This window comes from Campylobacter sp. CNRCH_2016_0050h (genome assembly GCF_025772605.1).
In the GTDB taxonomy this organism is placed as follows: Bacteria; Campylobacterota; Campylobacteria; order Campylobacterales; family Campylobacteraceae; genus Campylobacter_D; species Campylobacter_D lari_D.
Map to the genome: position 1 here is coordinate 1 of NZ_JAKMSK010000014.1, position 21,160 is coordinate 21,160.

Genomic DNA, 21,160 nt, shown 5'->3' on the forward strand with positions numbered 1-21,160 from the left:
ACCGCTTTTATAATTAAACACCAAAGAAAATTTCAGGTTTTAATCTAAGCATTAAACAATATGCAGCCAAACTAGCTTGCTCTCTTGTGTAATTTCTATTGCCTTGTATATGAATGCATTCTTGTAAAAAGGTTCCATCTTTATACATAGCTCCTATGTAGATGGTACCTGCTTTGGTGTTTTTATCATTCTCTTCTCCAGCTACCCCACTAAGCGCTAAAGCAAAATCACAATTTGTGGTTTTAAAAACCCCTTTTAACATAAAATAAATACAACGATCAGAATATTCTCCAACACTTTCTAAAGTATCATTGCTCACCCCAAGCCAAGAATTTTTCAAACGATTAGAATAAGTGATCAAAGAACCCTCAAACACATTAGAAATTCCTGAATTTTCAGCAAATTTTGAAGCACAAAGTCCTGCGGTACAACTTTCTGCAAAGGAAATTTTTAAGTTTTTTTCTAAAAGTTTTTTGGCTATAAATTTAATAGGATCGTTTCCTAAAAATACTTTTCCTGCAAAAAGTTTGAAAACCCCTTTTAAAAAGCCTTCTAGTTTTCCATATTGACTAGCGCTTGCTCTAATGCAAATGAGATTATCTAATAATGCACTTGAGCAAGTTTGAATTTCAAAAGAAGTAGTAAGTGTGCTAAGTAAGATATTTGCACTCATTTCATCTATATCTAAAAGACAAAAATACGCATAGTCAAGTTCAGGATTTTGCAAAATCAAAGGCAATTTTTGCTCTATATTTATGTTTAATAAATTAATATGACATTGCTCAAAAGAACTTAAAAAGGAATTTTTTTCACGCAAAGCTTTTGAAGGTACTAGGGTATCATTTTCTAAGATTAAAACATCATCATTTAAGGTTGCTATGATCTTAGCTATGGTTGCATAGTATTCGCTAATGCTAAAAATGGTTATATAGCTATATTCTTTAGAAAGTTTTTCAAGTAAAAAAGGAAGTTCTTTATCAGGTTTGTTTATAAATTTTAACTCATGAAGCTCTAAAAACTGCTTTTTGTATTCTTCTTGTATATAACGCATATAATTTTCATTAATAATAATTTCATTGCCTATAATGATGATGAGATGTTTCATGATTTTCCTTTTTTTATTGCGATTATAACAAAAAAATAAGTGCAAATTAAAAGTATTTTAAGTAGAATTTACTATTTTTAAATTTTTCAAGGTGGATTATATGGATTATAAAGATACGCTATTGCTTCCAAATACGACTTTTGCAATGCGTGCAAATTTAGCAGAGCTTGAGCCTAAGCGTTTTAGCAAGTGGTTTGAAAACAACTATGCTTATGAAAAAATGAAACAAAAAAGACAAGGAATAAGCGAGAGTTTTACTTTACATGATGGCCCTCCTTATGCTAATGGACATTTGCATATTGGCCATGCTTTAAATAAAATTTTAAAAGATATCATCATTAAAATGCATTATTTTCAAGGTAAAAAAGTGCGTTTTACTCCTGGTTGGGATTGTCATGGTTTACCGATAGAACAGCAAGTTGAAGTTAAACTTAAAGATAAAAAGCAAAGTTTAAGCAAAAAAGAAATTCGTGAGTTTTGCAGAGAGCATGCGAGAGAATTTGTAAATATCCAAAGAGATGAATTTAAGTCTTTGGGTGTGATTGCTGATTGGGATGAGCCATACTTGACTATGAAAAATGCTTTTGAGGCAGATATTTACAAAGCTTTATGTAAAATCGCTAAAAAAGGACTTTTGCTAGAAAGAAGTAAGCCTGTTTTTTGGAGTTGGGCTGCTAAGAGTGCATTAGCAGAAGCTGAAGTAGAGTATGAAGATAAAGAAGATTATTCTATTTTTGTAGCTTTTGAACTTGATAAAACTTCCCTTGAAAAGCTAGGTGTAAAAAAAGCTAAAGCAGTCATTTGGACTACCACGCCTTGGACTTTACCGGCAAATCAAGCTATATCTTTAAATCCAAATGAAAAATATGTTATCACTGAAGAAGGTTATATTTTTGCTAAAGCCTTGCTTGAAAATATGATTAATAAAAACTTCACTCAAGGAAAAATTCAAAAAGAACTTTTAGGTTCTGAATTTGAAAATTTAAGTGCTATTAATCCACTTAATCAAAGAAAATCCACTCTTATTTTAGGCGATCATGTTTTAATGGAAGGTGGAACAGGGCTTGTGCATACTGCACCAGGTCATGGTGAGGATGATTATTATGTGTGCTTAAAATATGGCATTGAAGTGATTATGCCAGTAGATGATGGTGGGTGTTATGATGAAACACTAAGAGCTAAAGGGCTTTTGCCAGAGTATTTATTAAATGAGTTTATAGGACTTCATATTTTCAAAGCAAATGAGCGTATTTTAGAATTGCTTGGCGGAGCTTTGCTTGAGAGTTCTAAATTTATACATTCTTATCCATTTTGTTGGAGAACACATAAACCGGTTATTTATAGAGCCACAAAACAATGGTTTATCTTAATGGATGAGAAAAAATTAGATGGAAAATCTTTAAGAGAACTAGCACTAGAGCAATTAAATAATGTGAAATTTTACCCAGAAAGTGGGGTAAAAAGACTTAGTTCTATGATAGAAAATCGCCCTGATTGGTGTATATCAAGACAAAGAGATTGGGGTGTGCCTATCGCATTTTTTAGAGATAAAAACACCAAAGAAGTGATTTTTGATGATGATGTTTTAGATCATTTGGTGGGAATTTTTGAAGCAAATGGAGCTGATGCGTGGTGGGATTTAGAAATAAAAGATTTATTACCGCCAAATAGCAAATATGATCCAAATAATTTAGAAAAAGTTTATGATATTTTAGATGTTTGGTTTGATAGTGGTAGCACTTGGGAAGCAGTATTAAACTCAGCAAGATATGATGCAGGAGAATATCAAGCTTCAATGTATCTTGAAGGAAGTGACCAGCACCGTGGATGGTTTCAAAGCTCACTTTTAATTTCTACCGCGATCAATCACAAAACCCCATATAAAAACATACTTACTCATGGCTTTACCGTAGATGAAAAGGGTCAAAAAATGAGTAAATCTAAGGGTAATGTGGTTTTACCTCAAAATGTAGCTAAAAATTATGGGGTAGAAATTTTAAGACTTTGGATAATGCTTAGTGATTATTCAACGGACTTAAAAATTTCAGATAATATCTTAAAACAAGTAAGCGAGCAGTATAGAAAGATAAGAAATACTATAAGATTTTTACTTGCAAATACTAATGATATGGAATTTTTAGAAACAAAAAATTTCACACTTTTAGATAAGTGGATTTTAATGCGTGCAAAAGTTGCTTTTGAAGCATGTGAAGTTGCTTTTGAAAAATATGAATTTGCAAAAGGCTTTAGTGTGCTTTTAAATTTCTTAAGTGCGGATTTAAGTGGAATTTATTTAGATGTGTGCAAAGATAGATTATATTGTAATGCAAAAGATGACACAAAGAGAGTAAGCGCGCAAAGTGCTATGGTGTTAATAGCTAGAAAACTTTTTGCACTTTTAGCTCCAAGTTTAACTTACACTATAGATGAAGCTTTAGAACATGCAAATGTGGCTATTAAAGAAAATGCTAAAGATGTTTTTGATTTGGTATTAAAAAATGGCTTTGATTATGAGTATAAAATCGAAGATGATTTATTTATAAAATCAAGAGAAAAATTCTTTGAGCTTGTAGATGTATTAAAAAAAGACAAAATCATCAAATCAACCTTAGAGTTAAGCTTGCAAACAAGTGCAAATGAGCTTTTGAGTGAAGATATTGAAGAAGTAGCTGATTGGTTTATGGTAAGCTCTATAGAAAGCTTAGATGATAAAGAAGCTTTGAGTGAGTTTAAAATAGATGATCATAGTTTTAAAATAGTGCGTTCTTTATTGCACAAGTGTCCAAGATGTTGGAAATTTTTAGCAAAAGAAGAAGAATGTTTATGTCCAAGATGTAATAGTGTGGAAAAAGCAAAAAATGTTTGAGCAAGCTTTACCTTTTAGCGTGGTAGTGATTACTTTATTGAGCTTTTTATTTATCACGCTTTTTTTGTTTTATTTGGTTAAAAAATTTAAGGATAAATAATGGTAACTTTAAAAGAAGCTTTGGAATTTTCAAATGAAGAATTAGAAAATCTAAAAAAAGAATTAAATGAAAAAGCACATCAGCAAAAGCATTTAGGTGCTTATGTAGAGCAGTTTTTAAATAAAGACTTAAGCACTTCAGGTACTGGCGTACCAGTAGCTATAAAAGATAATATTAGTGTAAAAGATTGGGAATTAACTTGTGGTTCTAAAATTTTACAAGGCTATGTGGCTCCTTATGATGCAAGCGCTATTGTAAATTTACGCAAAAATAATTTTACTCCATTTGGAAGATGTAATATGGATGAGTTTGCTATGGGAAGTACAAGTGCAACTTCTTTTTATGGTAAGACTTTAAATCCGCTTGATAATACTAAAGTTCCAGGTGGAAGTAGTGGGGGGAGTGCTGCTGCGGTTGCTGCAGGGATAGCTTTAGCAAGTTTGGGTTCAGATACAGGTGGTTCAGTAAGACAACCTGCTGCTTTTTGTGGTTGTGTTGGGTTTAAGCCAAGTTATGGAAGAGTTAGCAGGTATGGTTTAGCAGCGTATTCTTCAAGCCTTGATCAAATAGGAGTTTTAACGCAAAATGTTGAAGATGCTGCGATTTTATATGATGCTATTGCAGGTTATGATGAAAAAGATAGCACGAGTGTAAACATAGCTTTTGAGCCAACTACGCCAAAACTAAATGCAAATAAAAAGCTAAAAATAGCTGTGATTAAAAACTATATAGAACAAACTAATGATGATGTAAAACAAGCCTTATTAAAAACTATAGATATGTTAAAAGCAAATGGCCATGAGATTGTTTATAAAGACTTAATGGATTCTACATTTGATGTTGCGGCTTATTATATCATAGCAGCAGCCGAAGCAAGTGCAAATTTAAGCCGTTATGATGGCGTAAGATATGGTAGAAGAAGTGAAAAATGTGACAATCTTAGTCAAATGTATGTAAATAGCAGAAGTGAAGGTTTTGGTGAGGAAGTAAAAAGAAGAATTTTACTAGGAACCTTTGTTTTAAGTAGTGGCTATTATGATGCATACTACATCAAAGCACAAAAGGCTAGAAGATTTATCAAGCAAAAATATGAAGAAATTTTAAACGATTGTGATTTGATTTTTATGCCAGTTACTCCAAGCGTTGCTTTTGGTTTTAACGATATAAAAACTCCAGTGCAAATGTATTTAGAAGATGTATTTACTATTTCAGTGAATTTAGCAGGACTTGGTGGCATTAGTGTGCCAGTAGGAAAAAATGAAAATGGACTTAGTATTTCTGCTCAGCTTATATGCAAAGCTTATGATGAGCAAACTTTATTAGATGGTGCTTTGAGCTTGGAAGAAATTATCAAAAACAAATAAAGGAAAAATTATGAAAATCATAAAACGCGCTTTGACTTTTGAAGATGTTTTACTAGTCCCTCAATATTCTGAGGTTTTACCTAAAGAAGTAGATATTAAAACAAGACTTACAAAAAATATCACCTTAAATATGCCTTTGATTTCAGCTGCTATGGATACAGTTACTGAACATAGAGCAGCTATTATGATGGCAAGGCTTGGTGGCATAGGGGTAATCCATAAAAATATGGACATAGCTTCACAAGTTAGAGAGATAAAAAGAGTTAAAAAAAGTGAAAGTGGCGTGATTATGGATCCTATTTATATAGGGCCTAAAGCAAGTGTTAAAGAAGCGCTAGAACTCATGGCTGAATATAGAATTTCAGGCGTTCCTGTGGTAGATGAGAATAAAATTTTAATAGGAATTTTAACTAATCGCGATTTAAGATTTGAAACTAACTTTGATAATTTAGTAGAAAATGTAATGACAAAAATGCCTTTAATCACTGCTAAAAAAGGCTCTACTTTAGATGATGCAGAAAGGATTTTCTCTACTAATAAAGTAGAAAAACTTCCAATCGTAGATGAAAATAATCGCTTAGAAGGTTTAATCACTATAAAAGATTTGAAAAAACGCAAAGAATATCCAAATTCAAATAAAGATGCTTATGGAAGATTAAGAGTGGCTGCAGCCGTGGGTGTGGGTCAGCTTGATCGCGTAAAGGCTTTAGTAGAAGCTGAAGTTGATGTTATAGTAATGGATAGTGCGCATGGACATTCTAAAGGGATTATTGATACATTAAAAGCAATTAAGGCTGAATTTAATGTAGATGTGATAGTAGGAAATGTTGCAAGTGCTAAAGCGGTTAAAGATCTATGTGAAGCAGGTGCAGACGCTGTTAAGATAGGTATAGGACCTGGTAGTATTTGCACCACACGCATTGTTTCAGGTGTGGGTGTACCTCAAATTTCAGCTATAGATGAATGTGCAATAGAAGCGAGTAAATACAGCGTGCCAGTAATCGCTGATGGGGGTATAAAATACTCAGGCGATATTGCAAAAGCTATCGCAGCAGGAGCAAGTAGTGTGATGATAGGTTCACTTTTAGCAGGAACTGATGAGAGTCCAGGTGAGTTATTTACTTATCAAGGAAGACAATATAAGAGTTATCGTGGCATGGGAAGCTTAGGTGCTATGCAAAAAGGTAGTTCAGATAGATATTTCCAAGAAGGTACAGCTCAAGATAAACTTGTACCTGAAGGTATTGAAGGTAGGGTGCCTTATGTAGGAAGTATAAAAAGTGTAGTACATCAACTTTTAGGCGGGCTTAGATCTTCTATGGGTTATGTAGGTGCAGTAGATATCAAAGCTTTCCAAGAAAGAGCTGAATTTGTAGAAATCACCGCAGCAGGATTAAAAGAAAGCCATGTGCATGATGTAACTATCACTGCTGAAGCACCAAATTATAAGGTGAGTAATTAATGGAATTTGAAGATCATATCAAACAAGCCGAGCTTTCTTTGGAAAAACTTAATGATAAAGATTTGGACCTTAAAACTTGCGTAGAAATTTATAAAGAAGGTTTAAAAAGTATCAAGCAAGCAAGAACTATGCTTGAAAATGCTAAATTAGAAATCGAGCAAGTAGATGAGTAGTGTTGTAGCTTTACAATTTCCCACTTTGGCTTTGAGTGAATCAAGGCTTGATTATTATCTAAAAGCTGCCAAGGAAAGTGGTGCGAATTTGGTGGTTTTGGGTGAGTATGTTTTAAATAGCTTTTTTAGTGAGCTAAAAACTATGCCAAAAAGCATGATCAAAGAACAAAGTCAAAGCAAAAAAGCAAGCTTGATAAAACTTGCTAAAAAATATGATTTAAATATTATTGCACCTTTCATAAGTGTTGAAAATGATGGTTTAAAAAAACTATGCTTAAAAGTAGGTCCACAAAATGTAAAAGTGTATGAGCAACAAATTTTAATGCCTTATGCACACTGGAATGAAGAAAAATTTTTTAACAATAAAAAAGCTGATAAGCTTAAACTTTTTACTTTCACACATGAGGGCTTAAAATGTGCTTTGCTTTTTGGCTTTGAGGCACATTTTGATATCTTTTGGCAAATGATCATGAAAAAAAAGATAGACTTAGTCATCATTCCCACAGCTAGCACCTTTGAAAGTAATCAAAGATGGCTAGAACTTTTAAAAACAAGAGCCTTTTTAAACTCAACAAGCATTTTAAGGGTTAATCGTATAGGTAATTTAAAGCAAGAAAATGAGTGGAAATTTTATGGAGATAGCTTTTTTATTAATGCTTTTGGCGAAGTGCAAGAGCAACTTGGCGATCAAGAAGAAATGCTTGTAGTGGAAGTTAGTAAGGCAAATGAAGCTAGAAATTTATGGGGCTTTGATAAGCTTGTGAAAAATTATGAAGAATAGCTTATATTTTAAAACACAAATTATACTTTTAATATAAAGTATAATTTGTTAGAATTAACAATTTAATATAGTAAATTTGGATTTAACTATTTTGTTTATTAACTATAAGCCAAAGAATTGGAAATCCTATTATTCCAATTGGCAAGACAAGCATAAATAATAAAAATTTTATAACTATTTTTGCAATGATTAAAAAAAGAGTATTGATAAAAAATACATTATCTCCAAGCAGTATATTTTTTAGTTCTTTCCATACAAAACATGCAAAAGGAAATAATAAAAATTAATTCCTAACATAATAAAAAATGAAATGCTGCTAGATAGTGGAGTGGTAAAATAAAAAAATACATGCTGCAAACACATAATGTCTTATAAGCCACACTAGATTTATAGTGCTAAAAACTTTTAGTGGATTGATCAAATTTTACTCCTTATTTATTTATAAAATATTTTGCAATTTTATTTTTTTAAATTAATTTAAACTTAATATTTTTATTTTAATATTGTTATATTAATACTAAATTAAATATAAAGTAGTTTTAGTATTAATAATTTATATAAGATTGTGTAAATATTTTGATGTGGCTATATGATTTATATCAGGATAAAATAAATACTCATTAAAAAGTTTATATTTTATTTTTAGTAAACAAATGATAGAATTTTGCCTTAAATTTTCAAAAAATTTGAGGCAAGAATGCAAAAAATTCATTTTATAGGTATAGGTGGTATTGGAATTTCAGCTTTGGCGAGATTTTTAAAAGAACAAGACTTTAAGATTAGTGGTTCTGATATCAAAGAAAGTAAAATCACAAAAGAATTAGAAAAAGAAGGTATAAATATAAAAATTCCTCATCATAAAGACAATGTCAAAGATGTGGATTTAGTGGTGTATTCAGCTGCTATCAAAGAAGATAATGAGGAATTAATCAGCGCAAAAAAACAAAACATCACAACGCTTTCAAGAAAAGAAGCCCTGCCTATGATTTTAAAAGACAAAAGAGTTTTTGCGGTTGCGGGAGCCCATGGTAAAAGCACAACTTCAAGCATTTTAGCAAGCTTGATAGAAGCTTCTGTTATTATTGGTGCGGTGCTAAAAGAAAGTGGCACCAATATGCTTTATAAAGAAAGCGAAAATCTCATTTTTGAAGCTGATGAGAGTGATAGTTCTTTTTTGAACTCAAATCCTTATTTAGCTATAGTGACTAATGTTGAAGCAGAACATTTAGATCATTATGGAAATGATCTTTCAAAATTATACAAAGCTTATGAAGACTTTTTGCGTTTGTCCAAAATTCAAGTGATTAATGCTGAAGATGAGTTTTTGTCAAGTTTAAATTTAAATAATGCAAAAAAGCTTTACCCAAGCAAAGATATCACAAATATTTATATGAAAGTAGAAGATTTTAAGCCAAAAACCTATTTTACACTTAAAGATTTAGGCGAATTTAGCGTTTTTGGTATGGGTGAGCATGTGGCGATGGACGCTGCTTTGGCTATTTTGGCTGCGAGTGAATTTATAAATATAGAAGAGCTAAGAACTAAGCTTTTAAAATATCAAGGGATTAAAAAAAGATTTGATATTTTGTTTGCAAATGAAAATATGGCTTTGATTGATGATTATGGACACCATCCAACAGAAATCAAAACAACACTTAAAGCAACAAGTGAGTATGCAAGGCTAGCTGGATATAAAAAAATCATAGCTATTTTTGAGCCTCATCGTTATACGCGTTTAAGTGCAAATATAGAGTATTTTAGCGAGGTTTTAGCAAATGTTGATGAGCTTTATATTTTACCTGTGTATGCAGCAGGAGAAGCTAAAATAGAGATTAATATGCAAAAATACTTTCCAAAAGCTAAATTTATAAAAGAAATCAAAAGAGAAGAAAGTGCTATTTATCTTGATGATGAGTTGATTGAAAATGGCTTGGTAATCGGTTTTGGTGCAGGAGATATAAGCACAAAGCTTAGGGGTAAGTATGTTTAAGATTTTTTTATATATCTTAGCTTTTTTTGCGATTTTACTTTTTTTCATTTTTTTGCGTAAAAAAATAGGCAAGATTAGTAATTATCTTTTGATTTTAGTATTGATTTTGATGATTGTCTTTGCGATTAAATTTGAGCTAAGTGCCACAAGAAGTGGGGTTTTGAAAAAAGAAACGCTCAATGCATTTTTACAAGGACAAAGTCTAATTTGCAAAGATGTTAATGTCACTAAAGAGTATTTTAACTTTGAACATGGAACGCAAAGTTTTATTTCAAATGGTAAAAATAAACAATTTAAAGCCCATGTTTTTGATATAAAAGATTGCAAGGTAGATAAATAATGCAAGAGCAATTTTTTAAAAAGCTAGATTTAGATGGCTATATAGAAGACTTTAGGGGACTTTTTGCAAGAGATAAAGAAATTTTTTTACAAGGTGACAGCAAGCTTCATTATAAAAGAATCAATGAGCTTTCGCTGATTGATTTTAATCCTCCACCTATGATAGAAGAGCTAAATAGTGCTTTAACTCATCTTAGTAAGCAAGGAATTTTACATTTAAGCCAAAGCTTTGAATTTATTAAAATCTGTATGTATTTTAGATACTTAAAGGGCTTAAAATTTGAAGAAAGTTTAAAAGAATGGCTTTTAAAAATAGAAATTCCACAGGCTATTTTAGAGCTTTTTGAGTATTTTGATGAAAAGGGTGAGATTAAAGAAAGTGTTGATGAAAGACTTGTTAATCTAAATTTAGCTCTAAAGATAAAAAAAGAAAGTTTGGTAGCTGAGTTTAAAAAACTCACCTATACTAAAAATCTTAGTGCATATTTGATCGATACGCAAATCCATCTTATCAATGGTATGGAGGCCTTACTTTTACGCGGTGGGTTTAATCATATCTTAAAAGCAAAAATCATAGGTAGAAGTAGTGGCGGTGGATTTTATGTGGTGCCTTTAAGCGTAGAAAAAATCCAAAGTCAAATAGATGAAATCAAAGATACTAAAGAAGAAATTTTTTATGAATATGCTAAAAAAATCAGCTTGATTTTTTATAAAAATTTGATGTTTTTGAAATTTATCAATAATGCTTTTGATTTATTTGATCATTATAGCGCTAGAGTTTTGATGGCTAAAAAACATGATTATGAGTTTGTTTTAGCTGATAGCTCTAATAATTTAAGCTTATATAACTTCGCACATCCGGCTTTAAAAAATGCAAAAAGTGTTAATATAGAGTTTAATAAAAAAGTTTTAATCATCACGGGTGTAAATGCAGGTGGTAAGTCTATGCTTTTAAAAGGAATTTTAAGTGCAGCTTTACTTGCAAAGCATTTACTTCCTATGAGAATTAATGCACAAAAAAGCCAAATAGGCAATTTCAAAGAATTTGATGCGATTTTAGAAGATCCACAAAATGTAAAAAATGATATTTCTACTTTTGCAGGAAGAATGTTGCATTTTTCTAAGCTTTTAGGTAAGAAAAATGTTTTATTAGGGGTTGATGAGATAGAGCTTGGAACAGATTTTGAAGAAGCTGTGTGTTTATATACTGAGCTTATTTCTAAGCTTTTAGAACAAGATAATAAAATCATCATTACAACCCACCACAAACGCCTTGCTATGCTTTTAGCTAAAAATTCACAAGTAGAACTTATCGCTGCTTTGTATGATGAGGAATTATCACGCCCAAAATATGAGTTTTTAAAAGGCACTATAGGTAAATCTTATGCATTTGAAACGGCTTTAAGATATGGCATAAGTGCAAATTTAGTGCAAAATGCTAAAAAGCTTTATGGAGAAGATAAAGAAAATTTAGAAGAAATGGTAAGTAAAAACATCAATCTTGAACTTTCTTTACGCAAGAAAAATGAAGAGCTTGAGAAAAAAGAAGCTAAGGTAGATGAAATTTTACTTTCACTTAAAGATCAAAAAGAAAAAAATGAGCAAGAATTTAAAAAGCTTATTTCTAATTTAGAGTTTAAATACCACAAAGCCATAGAAGAAGCTAAAAAAACGATAAATCTAAAAGATATTAAAGAAAAACAAAGAAATTTAAACAAAGCCAATGAACTTAAAAAAAGTATTGTTTTACCAAGTATGGAGCAAAATGAAGAGCTTAGAGTAGGGGATTTTGTTAAATATGAAAAAATCAAAGGTAAAATCACTGCAATTTCAAAAAACGATGCGATGATTCAAAGCGATGGTTTGAGTTTGCGTGTGCCATTAAAGCTTCTTAAAAAAAGCAATCAAAACCCTACACAAAAGGTAAAATCAAGTGTCAATATAACCCGTCCAAGTGCTTTGAATATGACTTTAGATTTACACGGCTTAAGAAGTGATGAGGCGCTTGAAAGATTAGATAAATTTATCTCTGATGCTTTGATAGTAGGTTTTGATGAGGTGATAGTTTATCATGGTATAGGCACAGGAAAACTAGCTTTTGCGGTAAAAGAGTTTTTAAAAGCTCACAAAAGTGTAAAAAGCTTTAATGATGCTCCGATTAATCAAGGTGGTTTTGGTGCTAAGGTGGTTAAATTATAATTTATTAATCCTATCTTGATCACTATCACCTTTAAAAAATGCATAGTTTTTATTATTACATTTATATGCAAAATAGATATCTTGATTTTCTTTAATAAAAGGTTCAAAATAATTTGTAATCACTTCTTTATTTTTTTCTATAAATCCCATATTTGTAATTTTTGAAAAATCGTTAATATAGCAAAGAAAATCAATATATTCATAATCATTTTGTATTAAAAATTCTTGAAAAAGACTATAAATATTTTCTGTAAAATTACCTATAAAATCAACTATTCTAATGCATTTTGCTTGAAGTATTTTTATTTCTCTTGTAACAAAAATACATTTTAGTGTAGATTTTTCAAATATTCCCAAAAATTGATATTTGTAAAAAGGGTTGTTGTAGTATCTGTTTATAAAGTATTTTTTGGATTTATAAGGTATAAAATTAAATTTAATATTTGATTTTATGAATTCTTCTGCATTTAAAATTTTATATGTAAAATTAATATTTTTTAAGTTGCATATCGATGGAGAATTTGCAAAATCAGCCATATAAAAAATATTTTTTTTATCATTTTTAATATAAAAATGCTTAAGTGGTTCTATTTTATCATATAAAAAAAGTTTATAATATTTTATACCATACTCTGATAATCCAGCATTTCCAATTGATTTTGGTGTTAAAGTTTCTAGTAGAAATTTAATTAATACTAATCCAAATGTAGGTTTAATGCTTTTCCAAATTCCAAACCATAAATCTTTGTTGGCTTCGAGTTTATCATCATATTGACTAAGCAAGGTAAAGCCTAATATAGATTGAATAATATTATCTTCTAATCCCAAAACAATATTATACCTTTGGTTGTATTTATCTAAATACTGAAAATCAAGCGCTTCTTTGTTATAGGCAAATACATGATTTTTATTCCAATGATTTTTTATAAATTCCATTATTTTGTTTGCTTCTTCTAATTTTGCAAAACGGATTTCAACCATAGTTAGCCTTTCCATATATAAACTCATTGCAATCATACCTATGAAGAGCAAAAGGATTATTGATTAAGTCTTTGTAGTTAATATCTTTTGAAGGTATGGAGCTAAAAGCAAAATCAAAATTATATTTTTTAAGCCATCTTTTTGCATAAGAGGTGCTTTCTCCATAGGGATAAGAAAATATTTGTATTGGTGGTTTTATAAAAGAGTTTAAAAAATTTATAGAGGATTTTAGCTCATATTTTTGGTTATATATGTTCAATGTTTTAAAGCTTAAATGGGTAAAGCTATGGCTAGCTATCAACATACCATTATCACTCATTGTTTTCAATTCATTTTTACTTAAATATAAATTATCAAAAATTTCATCATCATTCCAAAAATTTGTAATAACTTGATCTAAAATTTTTTCTTTATATTCTGGTTTTATAAAATAATTAAATAAGAGTTTAAAGTCTTTTGTACTTTTATCATCATCCAATTCTTGATAATAGTTTTTAAAAAGTTTTAAAGAAGATCTTTTTAACATGCTTGGTTTTATAATATTATAGGCAGTGTTTAATAAAATCCCCCCCCCCATTTTTCCAAGTAAATAATGTATTCTATGAACATCTAGTGCTTTTTTCTGTTTAAATATACGAGTAGGAACAAAAAATATACCAAAAAGCTTTCTTTTTGTAAGTTCGTTAAAGACATAATTATAATGATCTTTAAGTCCATCATCAAAGGTTAATAGAATTTTATTTTTTAATTTATTACAAAACAATGGATTTTCTTTTAAAAATAAAAATTCTTCAAGGTTTACAAATCCAAATTCTTTTTCAAAAAAATCTAATTGTTTTTTAAAATTTTCAATATGTAAATATCTAAAATTAGGTAATTTTTTTACTTTTTCTCTTATGTAGTGATACATTATTATTTTCATAATTATCCTTTTTGGATATTATATCAAAGCTATCTTTAAAAAATAAAACTTAAATTTAATATTTTTTTTGTTACTCTTTTAAACAAGGTTTAATAATGAAACAAGTGATGATTTTAAGCGGGGCAGGTTTGTCTGCTCCAAGTGGTATAAAGACTTTTAGAGCTAGTGGTGGGCTTTGGGAAGAGCATGATGTGATGGAAGTTTGCTCTGCAACTGGCTTTAGAAAAAATCCTAAAAAAGTTTTGGAATTTTACAATAAAAGAAGAAAAGAGTTAGCTGGTGTTAAGCCAAATCACGCACATGAAATCATCGCTTTATTAAAACAAAAATTTCCAAAACAAATTAGCATTTTAACGCAAAATGTAGATGATTTATTAGAGCGAGCAGGTTGTGAAGAAGTGGTGCATTTGCATGGCTTTTTACCTGAGCTTAGGTGTTTAGAGTGTGAAAATATTTTTAACATAGACTATGAAAGTAGTGATGATAAAATTTGTCCTAAATGTCAAAGCAAAAGTGTAAGGCACAATATTGTGATGTTTGAAGAAATGGCACCAAATTATAAAATTTTATATGAAAAATTACAAAATTGTGATTTATTTGTATGTATAGGCACAAGCGGGCAGGTTTTACCCGTGGGAGAGTATGCAAGAGTATGTAAGCAAAGTATATTAAACAATCTTGATGAGGATAAATATTTAGAAAGTAATTTTACTAAAGTTTATATAGAAGATGTTTGCACGGCTATTGATAAAATCAAAACCGATATAGAAAATTTCTTGGAAGCAAAATGCTAGAAGTAATCTTACAAGGTATAGTTTTAGGTATGGGTGTGTCTGTGCCTTTTGGACCTGTAAATATTTTGATCTTAAATACTGCTTTGTCTTCTTTTAAAAATGCTTTTTGCGTTGGGCTCGGTGCTTTAAGTGCTGATATACTTTTTTTGATTTTGATTAATCTTGGGCTTTTAAGCTTTGCAAATAATGAATTTTTTTATAAAATACTAGCGGTTTTTGGCTTTTTCTTTTTGAGTTTTATGGTATTTTTAATACTAAGAAAAACAAGAAAAGTCGATCTTAACAAGGTAAATAAAACACATCCTTTAAAAGGTTTTAGCAAAGGATTTTTCTTAAATGTTACAAATCCTTATGTTATAGGCTTTTGGGTGAGTGTAGCAGGGCTTAGCATGCAGAGTAAAAACTCTTTTGCCTTGCTTTTTGGTTTAGTTGGTTTTATTGTGTTTTGGATTTTTACTCTATCGTTTTTTGTGTCTAAATTCAAAGCACTTGTAAAAAACAAACATATATTTTACATTAATCTTTTTTCAGCATTTATTTTAGAGTATTTTGCTCTTTCTATGCTGTATAAAGCTTTTATAGGATAGAACATGCAAGTAGTTGAAATTTTTAAAGAATTGAGCAAATTTAAATCCATCACCCCAGATGATGATGGAGCATTAAATTATATTGCAGTGGAGTTAAGTGATTTTGAAGCTTTTTTTATAGAAAAAGAAGGTGTGAAAAATCTTTTGCTGACTAAAAAAATTAGTGATGATGGCGAGCATTTAGCTTTTGGCGGGCATGTAGATGTAGTGCCTGCAGGAGAGGGTTGGAGCAGTGATCCTTTTGAGCCTTTAGAAAAAGATGGGTTTATTCATGCAAGAGGTGCACAAGATATGAAAAGTGGCGTGGCTGCTTTTATGTGTGCAGTTAAGGAGGTAGAAAATTTCAAAGGAAGAATTTCACTGATTTTAACAAGCGATGAAGAAGGCGAGGCTAAATTTGGCACGCTTGAAGTGCTTAAATTTATGCAAGAAAAAGATATGCTACCTGATTTTGCTGTGGTTGCTGAGCCAACTTGTGATAAAAAATTTGGAGATAGTATTAAAATAGGGCGTCGTGGTTCTATCAATGCAAAATTGCTTATCAAAGGCAAACAAGGCCATGTAGCATACCCGCAAAAATGCATTAATCCTGTGCATAATTTTGCTTTTGCTTTGAAATTTTTAGCAGGTTTTGATCTTGATCCAGGCGATGAGGTATTTGCACCATCTAAAATCGTTATTACTGATATACGCGGTGGTATGGAAGTGTGCAATGTAACCCCAAATGATTTAAAATTGATGTTTAATGTAAGAAATTCTCCACAAACTAGCTTAGAAGATGTAAAAGCTTATGTAGAAAAGACTTGTGAAGGACTTGATTATGAGTTGAGCATAAATCAAAGTTCAAATCCTTTTTTAACACAAAGTGATTCTAAAATCGTACAAAAGCTAAATGAGAGTGTACAAAAAATCACTCAAGTAGTGCCAGAACTTAACACCAAAGGTGGTACAAGCGATGCAAGATATTTTGCTGAGTTTGGTGTGAAAGTAGTAGAATTTGGCGTGTGCAATGATAGAATTCATGCAATTGATGAAAGAGTGAGTATAGAAGAGCTTGAAAAATTGTATTTAGTTTTTAAAGATTTATTAGAGAATTTTAACTAGGAAAAGCATGGATGTAATAGGAATTTAGAGTAGCCTCTCATTTAAGAGTACCTTGCAGCTACCGGCAAGTTAGCCCTCTAAACTTCTAAAATTATATCATTAATTTTTAAAATGGAGTTAATAGGAAGTAAAATGTCTTTTGAGCTTGATGTAAGTAGCTATGAAAAAATAGAAAAGCTATTTATCAATTTTAAATTTAGAATGATAAAAGAGATTAATGTTTTGCATTTTGGATATTTGTGGGGAGCTTGCAAAGAAGCACAAAAGATTTTAGAAAAAAATCAAAAATGCGAAGATTTGTTTGAGCTAATTATGAAAATTTATTCCAAAAGACGCAAAAATCATCAAGCAAATTTTTTACTTTTACAATGTTATGAAAATGCTCTAAGAAGTACTTTAGCAGTAAAAATAGCAAATTTGTATAATAAGTTAGATGATGATTGGTTTAAATCTAGTGAAGAAGTTTTTAATCTTGCTTTGAAAAATCTTTTAAAAAAAGTTAAAAAGAGATGTCAAAAAATAGATGAATATAATAGCACTTGGCAAATTTTTGATGATTTTTGTCTGATTGATTTAGAAGAGATATTAATAGATCATTGGAGTGAATTTGCTTATATATTTAAAGATAAAAAAATATATAAAAATCAAGTCTTACCAAGTTTTGGCACCAAAGAACATCTTAAGACAAAACTAAGCCAAATAAGAAAAGCTAGAAATGAAACCTATCATAATAAACCTACAAAAATAAAATTTAAAAAAGATTTGGAAATTTTACTTTTGAGATTTGGTTATAATTTAGAAGATGCTATTGATATTGGAGAGATAAAAGAAGCTATTATTTTAAGATTTAATTATAATAATGTCAGTGAGTAAGTATTTTAAGTAAAATAAATAAAGGTTTTAAATGATTATCAATGGGAAAAAGCTTGAGTTAAAAGAGCTTAGATTTATGGATTATGTTAAAGAAAAGCAATTAAAAATAGAATTTATTGCCTTAGAATTAAACGGAGAAATTATCCCAAGGGATAAATTTGAAAATTTGATTTTAAAAGAAAATGATAAAGTAGAGATTGTTACTTTTGTAGGTGGTGGTTGATGAGAATTAAATTTAATGGTAGTATGATAGACACGCATTTTAAAAACACTTTGGAATTTTTTCAAAGTGTGAGTAAAAATGAAAATGATGTATGGATAGTCAATGGTTTTGCAACAAAAGAAAGTTTGGATCTAAAAGAAAATGATGAGCTTTTTTGTATAGAAAAAAATACTTTACCACCATATGAAGCTCTTGATGCGATGATGAGGGCAAGACATACTCCAAAACTTCATGATAAGCTTAAAAAGGCAAGTGTGGCAGTGTGTGGACTTGGTGGACTTGGCTCGCATATAGCTATAAATTTAGCAAGAAGCGGGGTTGGTAGGCTTCATTTGATTGATTTTGATGTGGTTGAGCCAAGTAACCTTAATCGTCAAGCTTATATGGTGAAAGATTTGGGTAAATTTAAGGTTGAAGCTTTAAAAGATCAAATTAGTAAGATTAATCCTTTTATAGAAGTATTTGCGCAAGTTTTAAAAATAGAAAAAGAAAATATAGCCAAACTTTTTACAAATGATGATATAGTTTGTGAAGCCTTTGATAGTGCAAAATACAAAGCCCTTTTAGCGCAAAATTTTCACCAATACTATCCTCAAAAAACATTAATTTGTGCTTCTGGTTTAGCAGGATATGGCGATAGCAACAGCATACAAACAAGAAAAATCGCAAAAAACTTTTATGTTTGTGGTGATTTAAAAAATGAGGCAAAAGTAGGCAATGGACTTATGGCACCGCGTGTAAATATTTGCGCAGGACATCAAGCAAATTTAGTTTTAGAACTTTTAGCGAGTGAGTAATGGAAAAATTAAAAATAGGAAAATATGAGTTTAATTCCAGGTTTATTTTAGGTTCTGGGAAATTTTCTTTTGAGCTTATAAAATCAGCCATTGAAGAAGCAAAAGTTGAGATTATCACCTTAGCTTTGCGTAGGGTAAATGATAAAGGCATAGAAAATATACTTGATTTTATCCCAAAGCACATTAAGCTTTTACCAAATACTTCAGGTGCAAGAAATGCCAATGAGGCATTGCGTATAGCAAGACTTGCAAGAGAGCTTGGCTGTGGAGATATGATTAAGGTTGAAGTAATTAGCGATAGTAAGTATTTATTACCGGATAATTATGAAAGTATAAAAGCGGTAGAACTTTTAGCAAATGAGGGTTTTACACCTTTGGTTTATATGTATCCTGATTTATATGTAGCGCGTGCTATGGCAAGTGTGGGAGCTGCTGCTATAATGCCTCTTGGAGCACCTATAGGAAGCAACAAAGGCTTAAAAACTAAAGAATTTATACAAATTTTGCTTAACGAAATTAGCTTGCCTATTATAGTTGATGCGGGCATAGGAAATCCCGCACAAGCTTGTGAAGCCATGCAAATGGGAGTAAGTGCAGTGATGGCAAATACCGCCATAGCTCAAGCTAAAGATGTAGCAAAAATGGCAAAGGCTTTTGCGTTAGCTATAGAGGCAGGATATAATGCGTATTTAGCAGGTATAGCAAATGAAAGTACGCCAAGTGCAAGCTCGCCTTTGAGTGGTTTTTTAAGAGATTAAAATGCAAAAATATCCTCATATGCAAAGTATTGAAAGTGAGATTTTAACTAAGGTTTTAAAAGAAGTTAAAAATTTTGATGAAAGTAAATTTAGCGCTTTTGATGTAAAACAAGCTTTAGTTAAAGATTATCTTAACATAGAAGATTTGAAAGCTTTGCTTTCAAGCGCAGCAGAAGATTTTATAGAAGATTTAGCACAAAAATCAAGCAAGATTACTCAAAAATATTTTGGAAATTCCATTTTGCTTTTTACGCCTTTATATCTTTCTAATTTTTGCAATAGCAAATGTACTTATTGTGGATTTCAAAAAGGAAATAATATTAAAAGAGCTAAGCTAAACGAGGCTGAAATTCACAAAGAAATGCAAGAGATTAAAAAAAGTGGCTTGGAAGAAATTTTACTCTTAACAGGTGAGGGCAGGGAATATGCTAGCGTAGAATATCTTGCCAAAGCTTGTGAGATAGCAAAAGAGTATTTTAAGGTCGTGGGAATTGAAGTTTATCCTATGAATGTAGATGAGTATACATTGCTTCATGAAAAGGGTTGTGAATATGTAAGTGTTTATCAAGAAACTTATAATCAAAAAACTTATTCTAAAATTCATATTGAAGGTGAAAAAAGTGTATTTGAGTATCGTTTTCATGCACAAGAGCGAGCGTTAAAAGCAGGTATGAGAGGGGTTGCTTTTGGAGCTTTACTTGGCGTGGATGATTTTAGAAAAGATGCTTTTGCTACGGCTTTACACGCGTATTTTTTACAGCAAAAATACCCTCATGCTGAAATAGCTTTATCTATCCCTAGATTAAGACCTATTATCAATAATAAAAAAATTCATCCAAAAGATGTAAGTGAAACAAGGCTTTTGCAGGTTTTATGTGCTTATAGATTATTTTTACCTTTTGCGAGTATTACGATTTCTACGCGTGAAAGAGCAGGATTTAGAGACGGGGTTATTAAACTTGGAGCTACTAAAATGAGTGCAGGTGTAAGCGTGGGGGTAGGTGAGCACCAAGGTGATAAAAAAGGTGATGATCAGTTTCAAATTAGTGATATGCGTAGTGTTGATGAGGTTTTAGTTATGTTAAAAAATGCAAATTTACAAGCTATAATGAGCGATAGTATTTATGTGGGATAAAAAAATCATTGCTATTAGCGATAGTCAAAATACCCAAGGAGATTTTTTAAATTTTATTGAAAAACTAAGTCAAAGTAGTATTGATGCTTTAGTGCTTAGAGAAAAACATTTGGATGAGTTAGAATATACTAAATTAGCCAAAGAAGTATTAAAAATTTTTAATAAAACTCAAAAAATTTGCTTTTTGCATTATCATTATGAAGCTTGTTTAAAATTAAATCATCAATTTTTTCATGCTCCCTTAATAATTTTACAAAATTACCCACAAAGTTATAAAAAATTTGAGCTTTTGGGTACTTCTGTCCATTCTAAAGAAGAATTAGATTTAGCTTATAAGTTTAAAGTAAATCATGCTTTTTTCGGACATGTATTTGAAAGCTCATGTAAGGCTGATTTAACACCAAAGGGTATAAAAAATTTAAAAGATTTGTTAGAAGTTTCAAAAATACCCATTTATGCTATAGGTGGGATAAATATCCAAACTATAAATCATTTAAAAGATTTAAATTTAGCAGGCGTATGTATAAGAGAAGCTTTGTATAAAAGTAAAGATGTAAAAAACTATGTTTTAAAGTGTAAAGATCTTTTAGTCCAAAAGGACTAAAAG

Annotated in this window: 20 protein-coding genes; 17 read left to right on the forward strand and 3 right to left on the reverse strand. The window is 30.4% G+C overall.

What is annotated here, in order from left to right:
• Window positions 1-13: 13 nt before the first annotated feature.
• Window positions 14-1,105 carry a CinA family protein gene (locus L8X28_RS07085; protein WP_133319790.1) on the reverse strand — a complete coding sequence of 364 codons (1,092 nt, stop codon included), beginning with the start codon at window positions 1,103-1,105 and terminating at the stop codon, window positions 14-16.
• Between the two features lie 100 nt (window positions 1,106-1,205).
• Between L8X28_RS07085 and ileS the strand changes: the two genes are divergently transcribed.
• From ileS to L8X28_RS07125, 8 genes are all read left to right on the forward strand, one after another.
• Entirely contained in the window at window positions 1,206-3,971 is a 2,766-nt protein-coding gene (gene ileS / locus L8X28_RS07090; RefSeq protein WP_263665919.1) for an isoleucine--tRNA ligase, read from the forward strand.
• A 99-nt stretch (window positions 3,972-4,070) separates the two neighbouring features.
• Window positions 4,071-5,435: an Asp-tRNA(Asn)/Glu-tRNA(Gln) amidotransferase subunit GatA gene (gene gatA / locus L8X28_RS07095; RefSeq protein WP_263665920.1), complete on the forward strand. Its 1,365-nt coding sequence runs from the start codon at window positions 4,071-4,073 to the stop codon at window positions 5,433-5,435.
• Window positions 5,436-5,445: 10 nt separating this feature from the next.
• Complete coding sequence (guaB, locus tag L8X28_RS07100; protein ID WP_133319793.1) at window positions 5,446-6,897, forward strand: IMP dehydrogenase; 1,452 nt, start codon at window positions 5,446-5,448, stop codon at window positions 6,895-6,897.
• Window positions 6,897-7,070 (forward strand): exodeoxyribonuclease VII small subunit, encoded by a 174-nt coding sequence (xseB, locus tag L8X28_RS07105; protein ID WP_039628709.1) that lies wholly within the window; start codon window positions 6,897-6,899, stop codon window positions 7,068-7,070. The genes guaB and xseB overlap by 1 nt, the downstream gene beginning before the upstream one ends.
• Window positions 7,063-7,851 (forward strand): carbon-nitrogen hydrolase family protein, encoded by a 789-nt coding sequence (locus L8X28_RS07110; protein WP_133319794.1) that lies wholly within the window; start codon window positions 7,063-7,065, stop codon window positions 7,849-7,851. Before xseB ends, L8X28_RS07110 begins: the two co-directional genes overlap by 8 nt.
• A gap of 697 nt (window positions 7,852-8,548) precedes the next feature.
• The gene (gene murC, locus L8X28_RS07115; RefSeq protein WP_263665921.1) at window positions 8,549-9,841 is read left to right on the forward strand and encodes a UDP-N-acetylmuramate--L-alanine ligase; all 1,293 of its coding nucleotides are present in this window, start codon (window positions 8,549-8,551) and stop codon (window positions 9,839-9,841) included.
• On the forward strand, window positions 9,834-10,181 hold the full coding sequence (locus tag L8X28_RS07120; protein WP_263665922.1) for a hypothetical protein: 348 nt from the start codon (window positions 9,834-9,836) through the stop codon (window positions 10,179-10,181). The genes murC and L8X28_RS07120 overlap by 8 nt, the downstream gene beginning before the upstream one ends.
• Entirely contained in the window at window positions 10,181-12,379 is a 2,199-nt protein-coding gene (locus L8X28_RS07125; RefSeq protein WP_263665923.1) for an endonuclease MutS2, read from the forward strand. The genes L8X28_RS07120 and L8X28_RS07125 overlap by 1 nt, the downstream gene beginning before the upstream one ends.
• Here L8X28_RS07125 and L8X28_RS07130 read toward each other — a convergent pair.
• A complete protein-coding gene (locus L8X28_RS07130) occupies window positions 12,374-13,387 on the reverse strand; it encodes a hypothetical protein (RefSeq protein WP_263665924.1) in 1,014 nt (337 codons plus the stop codon). The genes L8X28_RS07125 and L8X28_RS07130 overlap by 6 nt on opposite strands.
• A complete protein-coding gene (locus tag L8X28_RS07135) occupies window positions 13,353-14,282 on the reverse strand; it encodes a polysaccharide deacetylase family protein (protein ID WP_263661175.1) in 930 nt (309 codons plus the stop codon). Before L8X28_RS07135 ends, L8X28_RS07130 begins: the two co-directional genes overlap by 35 nt.
• Window positions 14,283-14,377: 95 nt before the next feature.
• On the opposite strand from L8X28_RS07135, the gene L8X28_RS07140 reads away from it, so the two are divergent.
• From L8X28_RS07140 to L8X28_RS07180, 9 genes are all read left to right on the forward strand, one after another.
• Entirely contained in the window at window positions 14,378-15,076 is a 699-nt protein-coding gene (locus L8X28_RS07140) for an SIR2 family NAD-dependent protein deacylase (RefSeq protein ID WP_258107960.1), read from the forward strand.
• Entirely contained in the window at window positions 15,070-15,663 is a 594-nt protein-coding gene (locus L8X28_RS07145; protein ID WP_263665925.1) for a LysE family translocator, read from the forward strand. The genes L8X28_RS07140 and L8X28_RS07145 overlap by 7 nt, the downstream gene beginning before the upstream one ends.
• 3 nt (window positions 15,664-15,666) lie before the next feature.
• Window positions 15,667-16,767, forward strand: a complete 1,101-nt coding sequence (dapE, locus tag L8X28_RS07150) for a succinyl-diaminopimelate desuccinylase (protein ID WP_263665926.1) — start codon at window positions 15,667-15,669, stop codon at window positions 16,765-16,767.
• Between the two features lie 132 nt (window positions 16,768-16,899).
• Window positions 16,900-17,640 carry a CAAX protease gene (locus L8X28_RS07155; RefSeq protein WP_263665927.1) on the forward strand — a complete coding sequence of 247 codons (741 nt, stop codon included), beginning with the start codon at window positions 16,900-16,902 and terminating at the stop codon, window positions 17,638-17,640.
• Window positions 17,641-17,671: 31 nt separating this feature from the next.
• Entirely contained in the window at window positions 17,672-17,863 is a 192-nt protein-coding gene (gene thiS, locus L8X28_RS07160) for a sulfur carrier protein ThiS (RefSeq protein ID WP_257939065.1), read from the forward strand.
• Window positions 17,860-18,660: a thiamine biosynthesis protein ThiF gene (thiF, locus tag L8X28_RS07165; RefSeq protein ID WP_263665928.1), complete on the forward strand. Its 801-nt coding sequence runs from the start codon at window positions 17,860-17,862 to the stop codon at window positions 18,658-18,660. Before thiS ends, thiF begins: the two co-directional genes overlap by 4 nt.
• On the forward strand, window positions 18,660-19,418 hold the full coding sequence (locus L8X28_RS07170; RefSeq protein ID WP_263665929.1) for a thiazole synthase: 759 nt from the start codon (window positions 18,660-18,662) through the stop codon (window positions 19,416-19,418). Before thiF ends, L8X28_RS07170 begins: the two co-directional genes overlap by 1 nt.
• A 1-nt stretch (window position 19,419) precedes the next feature.
• Window positions 19,420-20,553, forward strand: a complete 1,134-nt coding sequence (gene thiH, locus L8X28_RS07175; protein ID WP_263665058.1) for a 2-iminoacetate synthase ThiH — start codon at window positions 19,420-19,422, stop codon at window positions 20,551-20,553.
• A complete protein-coding gene (locus L8X28_RS07180; protein ID WP_263661170.1) occupies window positions 20,543-21,157 on the forward strand; it encodes a thiamine phosphate synthase in 615 nt (204 codons plus the stop codon). Before thiH ends, L8X28_RS07180 begins: the two co-directional genes overlap by 11 nt.
• Window positions 21,158-21,160: the final 3 nt, after the last annotated feature.

Bases quoted from the DNA above. Each gene is read 5' to 3' on its own strand.
- L8X28_RS07085 (WP_133319790.1), bottom strand. From the start codon at position 1,105: ATGAAACATCTCATCATCATTATAGGCAATGAAATTATTATTAATGAA.
- ileS (WP_263665919.1), top strand. From the start codon at position 1,206: ATGGATTATAAAGATACGCTATTGCTTCCAAATACGACTTTTGCAATG.
- gatA (WP_263665920.1), top strand. From the start codon at position 4,071: ATGGTAACTTTAAAAGAAGCTTTGGAATTTTCAAATGAAGAATTAGAA.
- guaB (WP_133319793.1), top strand. From the start codon at position 5,446: ATGAAAATCATAAAACGCGCTTTGACTTTTGAAGATGTTTTACTAGTC.
- xseB (WP_039628709.1), top strand. From the start codon at position 6,897: ATGGAATTTGAAGATCATATCAAACAAGCCGAGCTTTCTTTGGAAAAA.
- L8X28_RS07110 (WP_133319794.1), top strand. From the start codon at position 7,063: ATGAGTAGTGTTGTAGCTTTACAATTTCCCACTTTGGCTTTGAGTGAA.
- murC (WP_263665921.1), top strand. From the start codon at position 8,549: ATGCAAAAAATTCATTTTATAGGTATAGGTGGTATTGGAATTTCAGCT.
- L8X28_RS07120 (WP_263665922.1), top strand. From the start codon at position 9,834: ATGTTTAAGATTTTTTTATATATCTTAGCTTTTTTTGCGATTTTACTT.
- L8X28_RS07125 (WP_263665923.1), top strand. From the start codon at position 10,181: ATGCAAGAGCAATTTTTTAAAAAGCTAGATTTAGATGGCTATATAGAA.
- L8X28_RS07130 (WP_263665924.1), bottom strand. From the start codon at position 13,387: ATGAGTTTATATATGGAAAGGCTAACTATGGTTGAAATCCGTTTTGCA.
- L8X28_RS07135 (WP_263661175.1), bottom strand. From the start codon at position 14,282: ATGAAAATAATAATGTATCACTACATAAGAGAAAAAGTAAAAAAATTA.
- L8X28_RS07140 (WP_258107960.1), top strand. From the start codon at position 14,378: ATGAAACAAGTGATGATTTTAAGCGGGGCAGGTTTGTCTGCTCCAAGT.
- L8X28_RS07145 (WP_263665925.1), top strand. From the start codon at position 15,070: ATGCTAGAAGTAATCTTACAAGGTATAGTTTTAGGTATGGGTGTGTCT.
- dapE (WP_263665926.1), top strand. From the start codon at position 15,667: ATGCAAGTAGTTGAAATTTTTAAAGAATTGAGCAAATTTAAATCCATC.
- L8X28_RS07155 (WP_263665927.1), top strand. From the start codon at position 16,900: ATGTCTTTTGAGCTTGATGTAAGTAGCTATGAAAAAATAGAAAAGCTA.
- thiS (WP_257939065.1), top strand. From the start codon at position 17,672: ATGATTATCAATGGGAAAAAGCTTGAGTTAAAAGAGCTTAGATTTATG.
- L8X28_RS07170 (WP_263665929.1), top strand. From the start codon at position 18,660: ATGGAAAAATTAAAAATAGGAAAATATGAGTTTAATTCCAGGTTTATT.
- thiH (WP_263665058.1), top strand. From the start codon at position 19,420: ATGCAAAAATATCCTCATATGCAAAGTATTGAAAGTGAGATTTTAACT.
- L8X28_RS07180 (WP_263661170.1), top strand. From the start codon at position 20,543: ATGTGGGATAAAAAAATCATTGCTATTAGCGATAGTCAAAATACCCAA.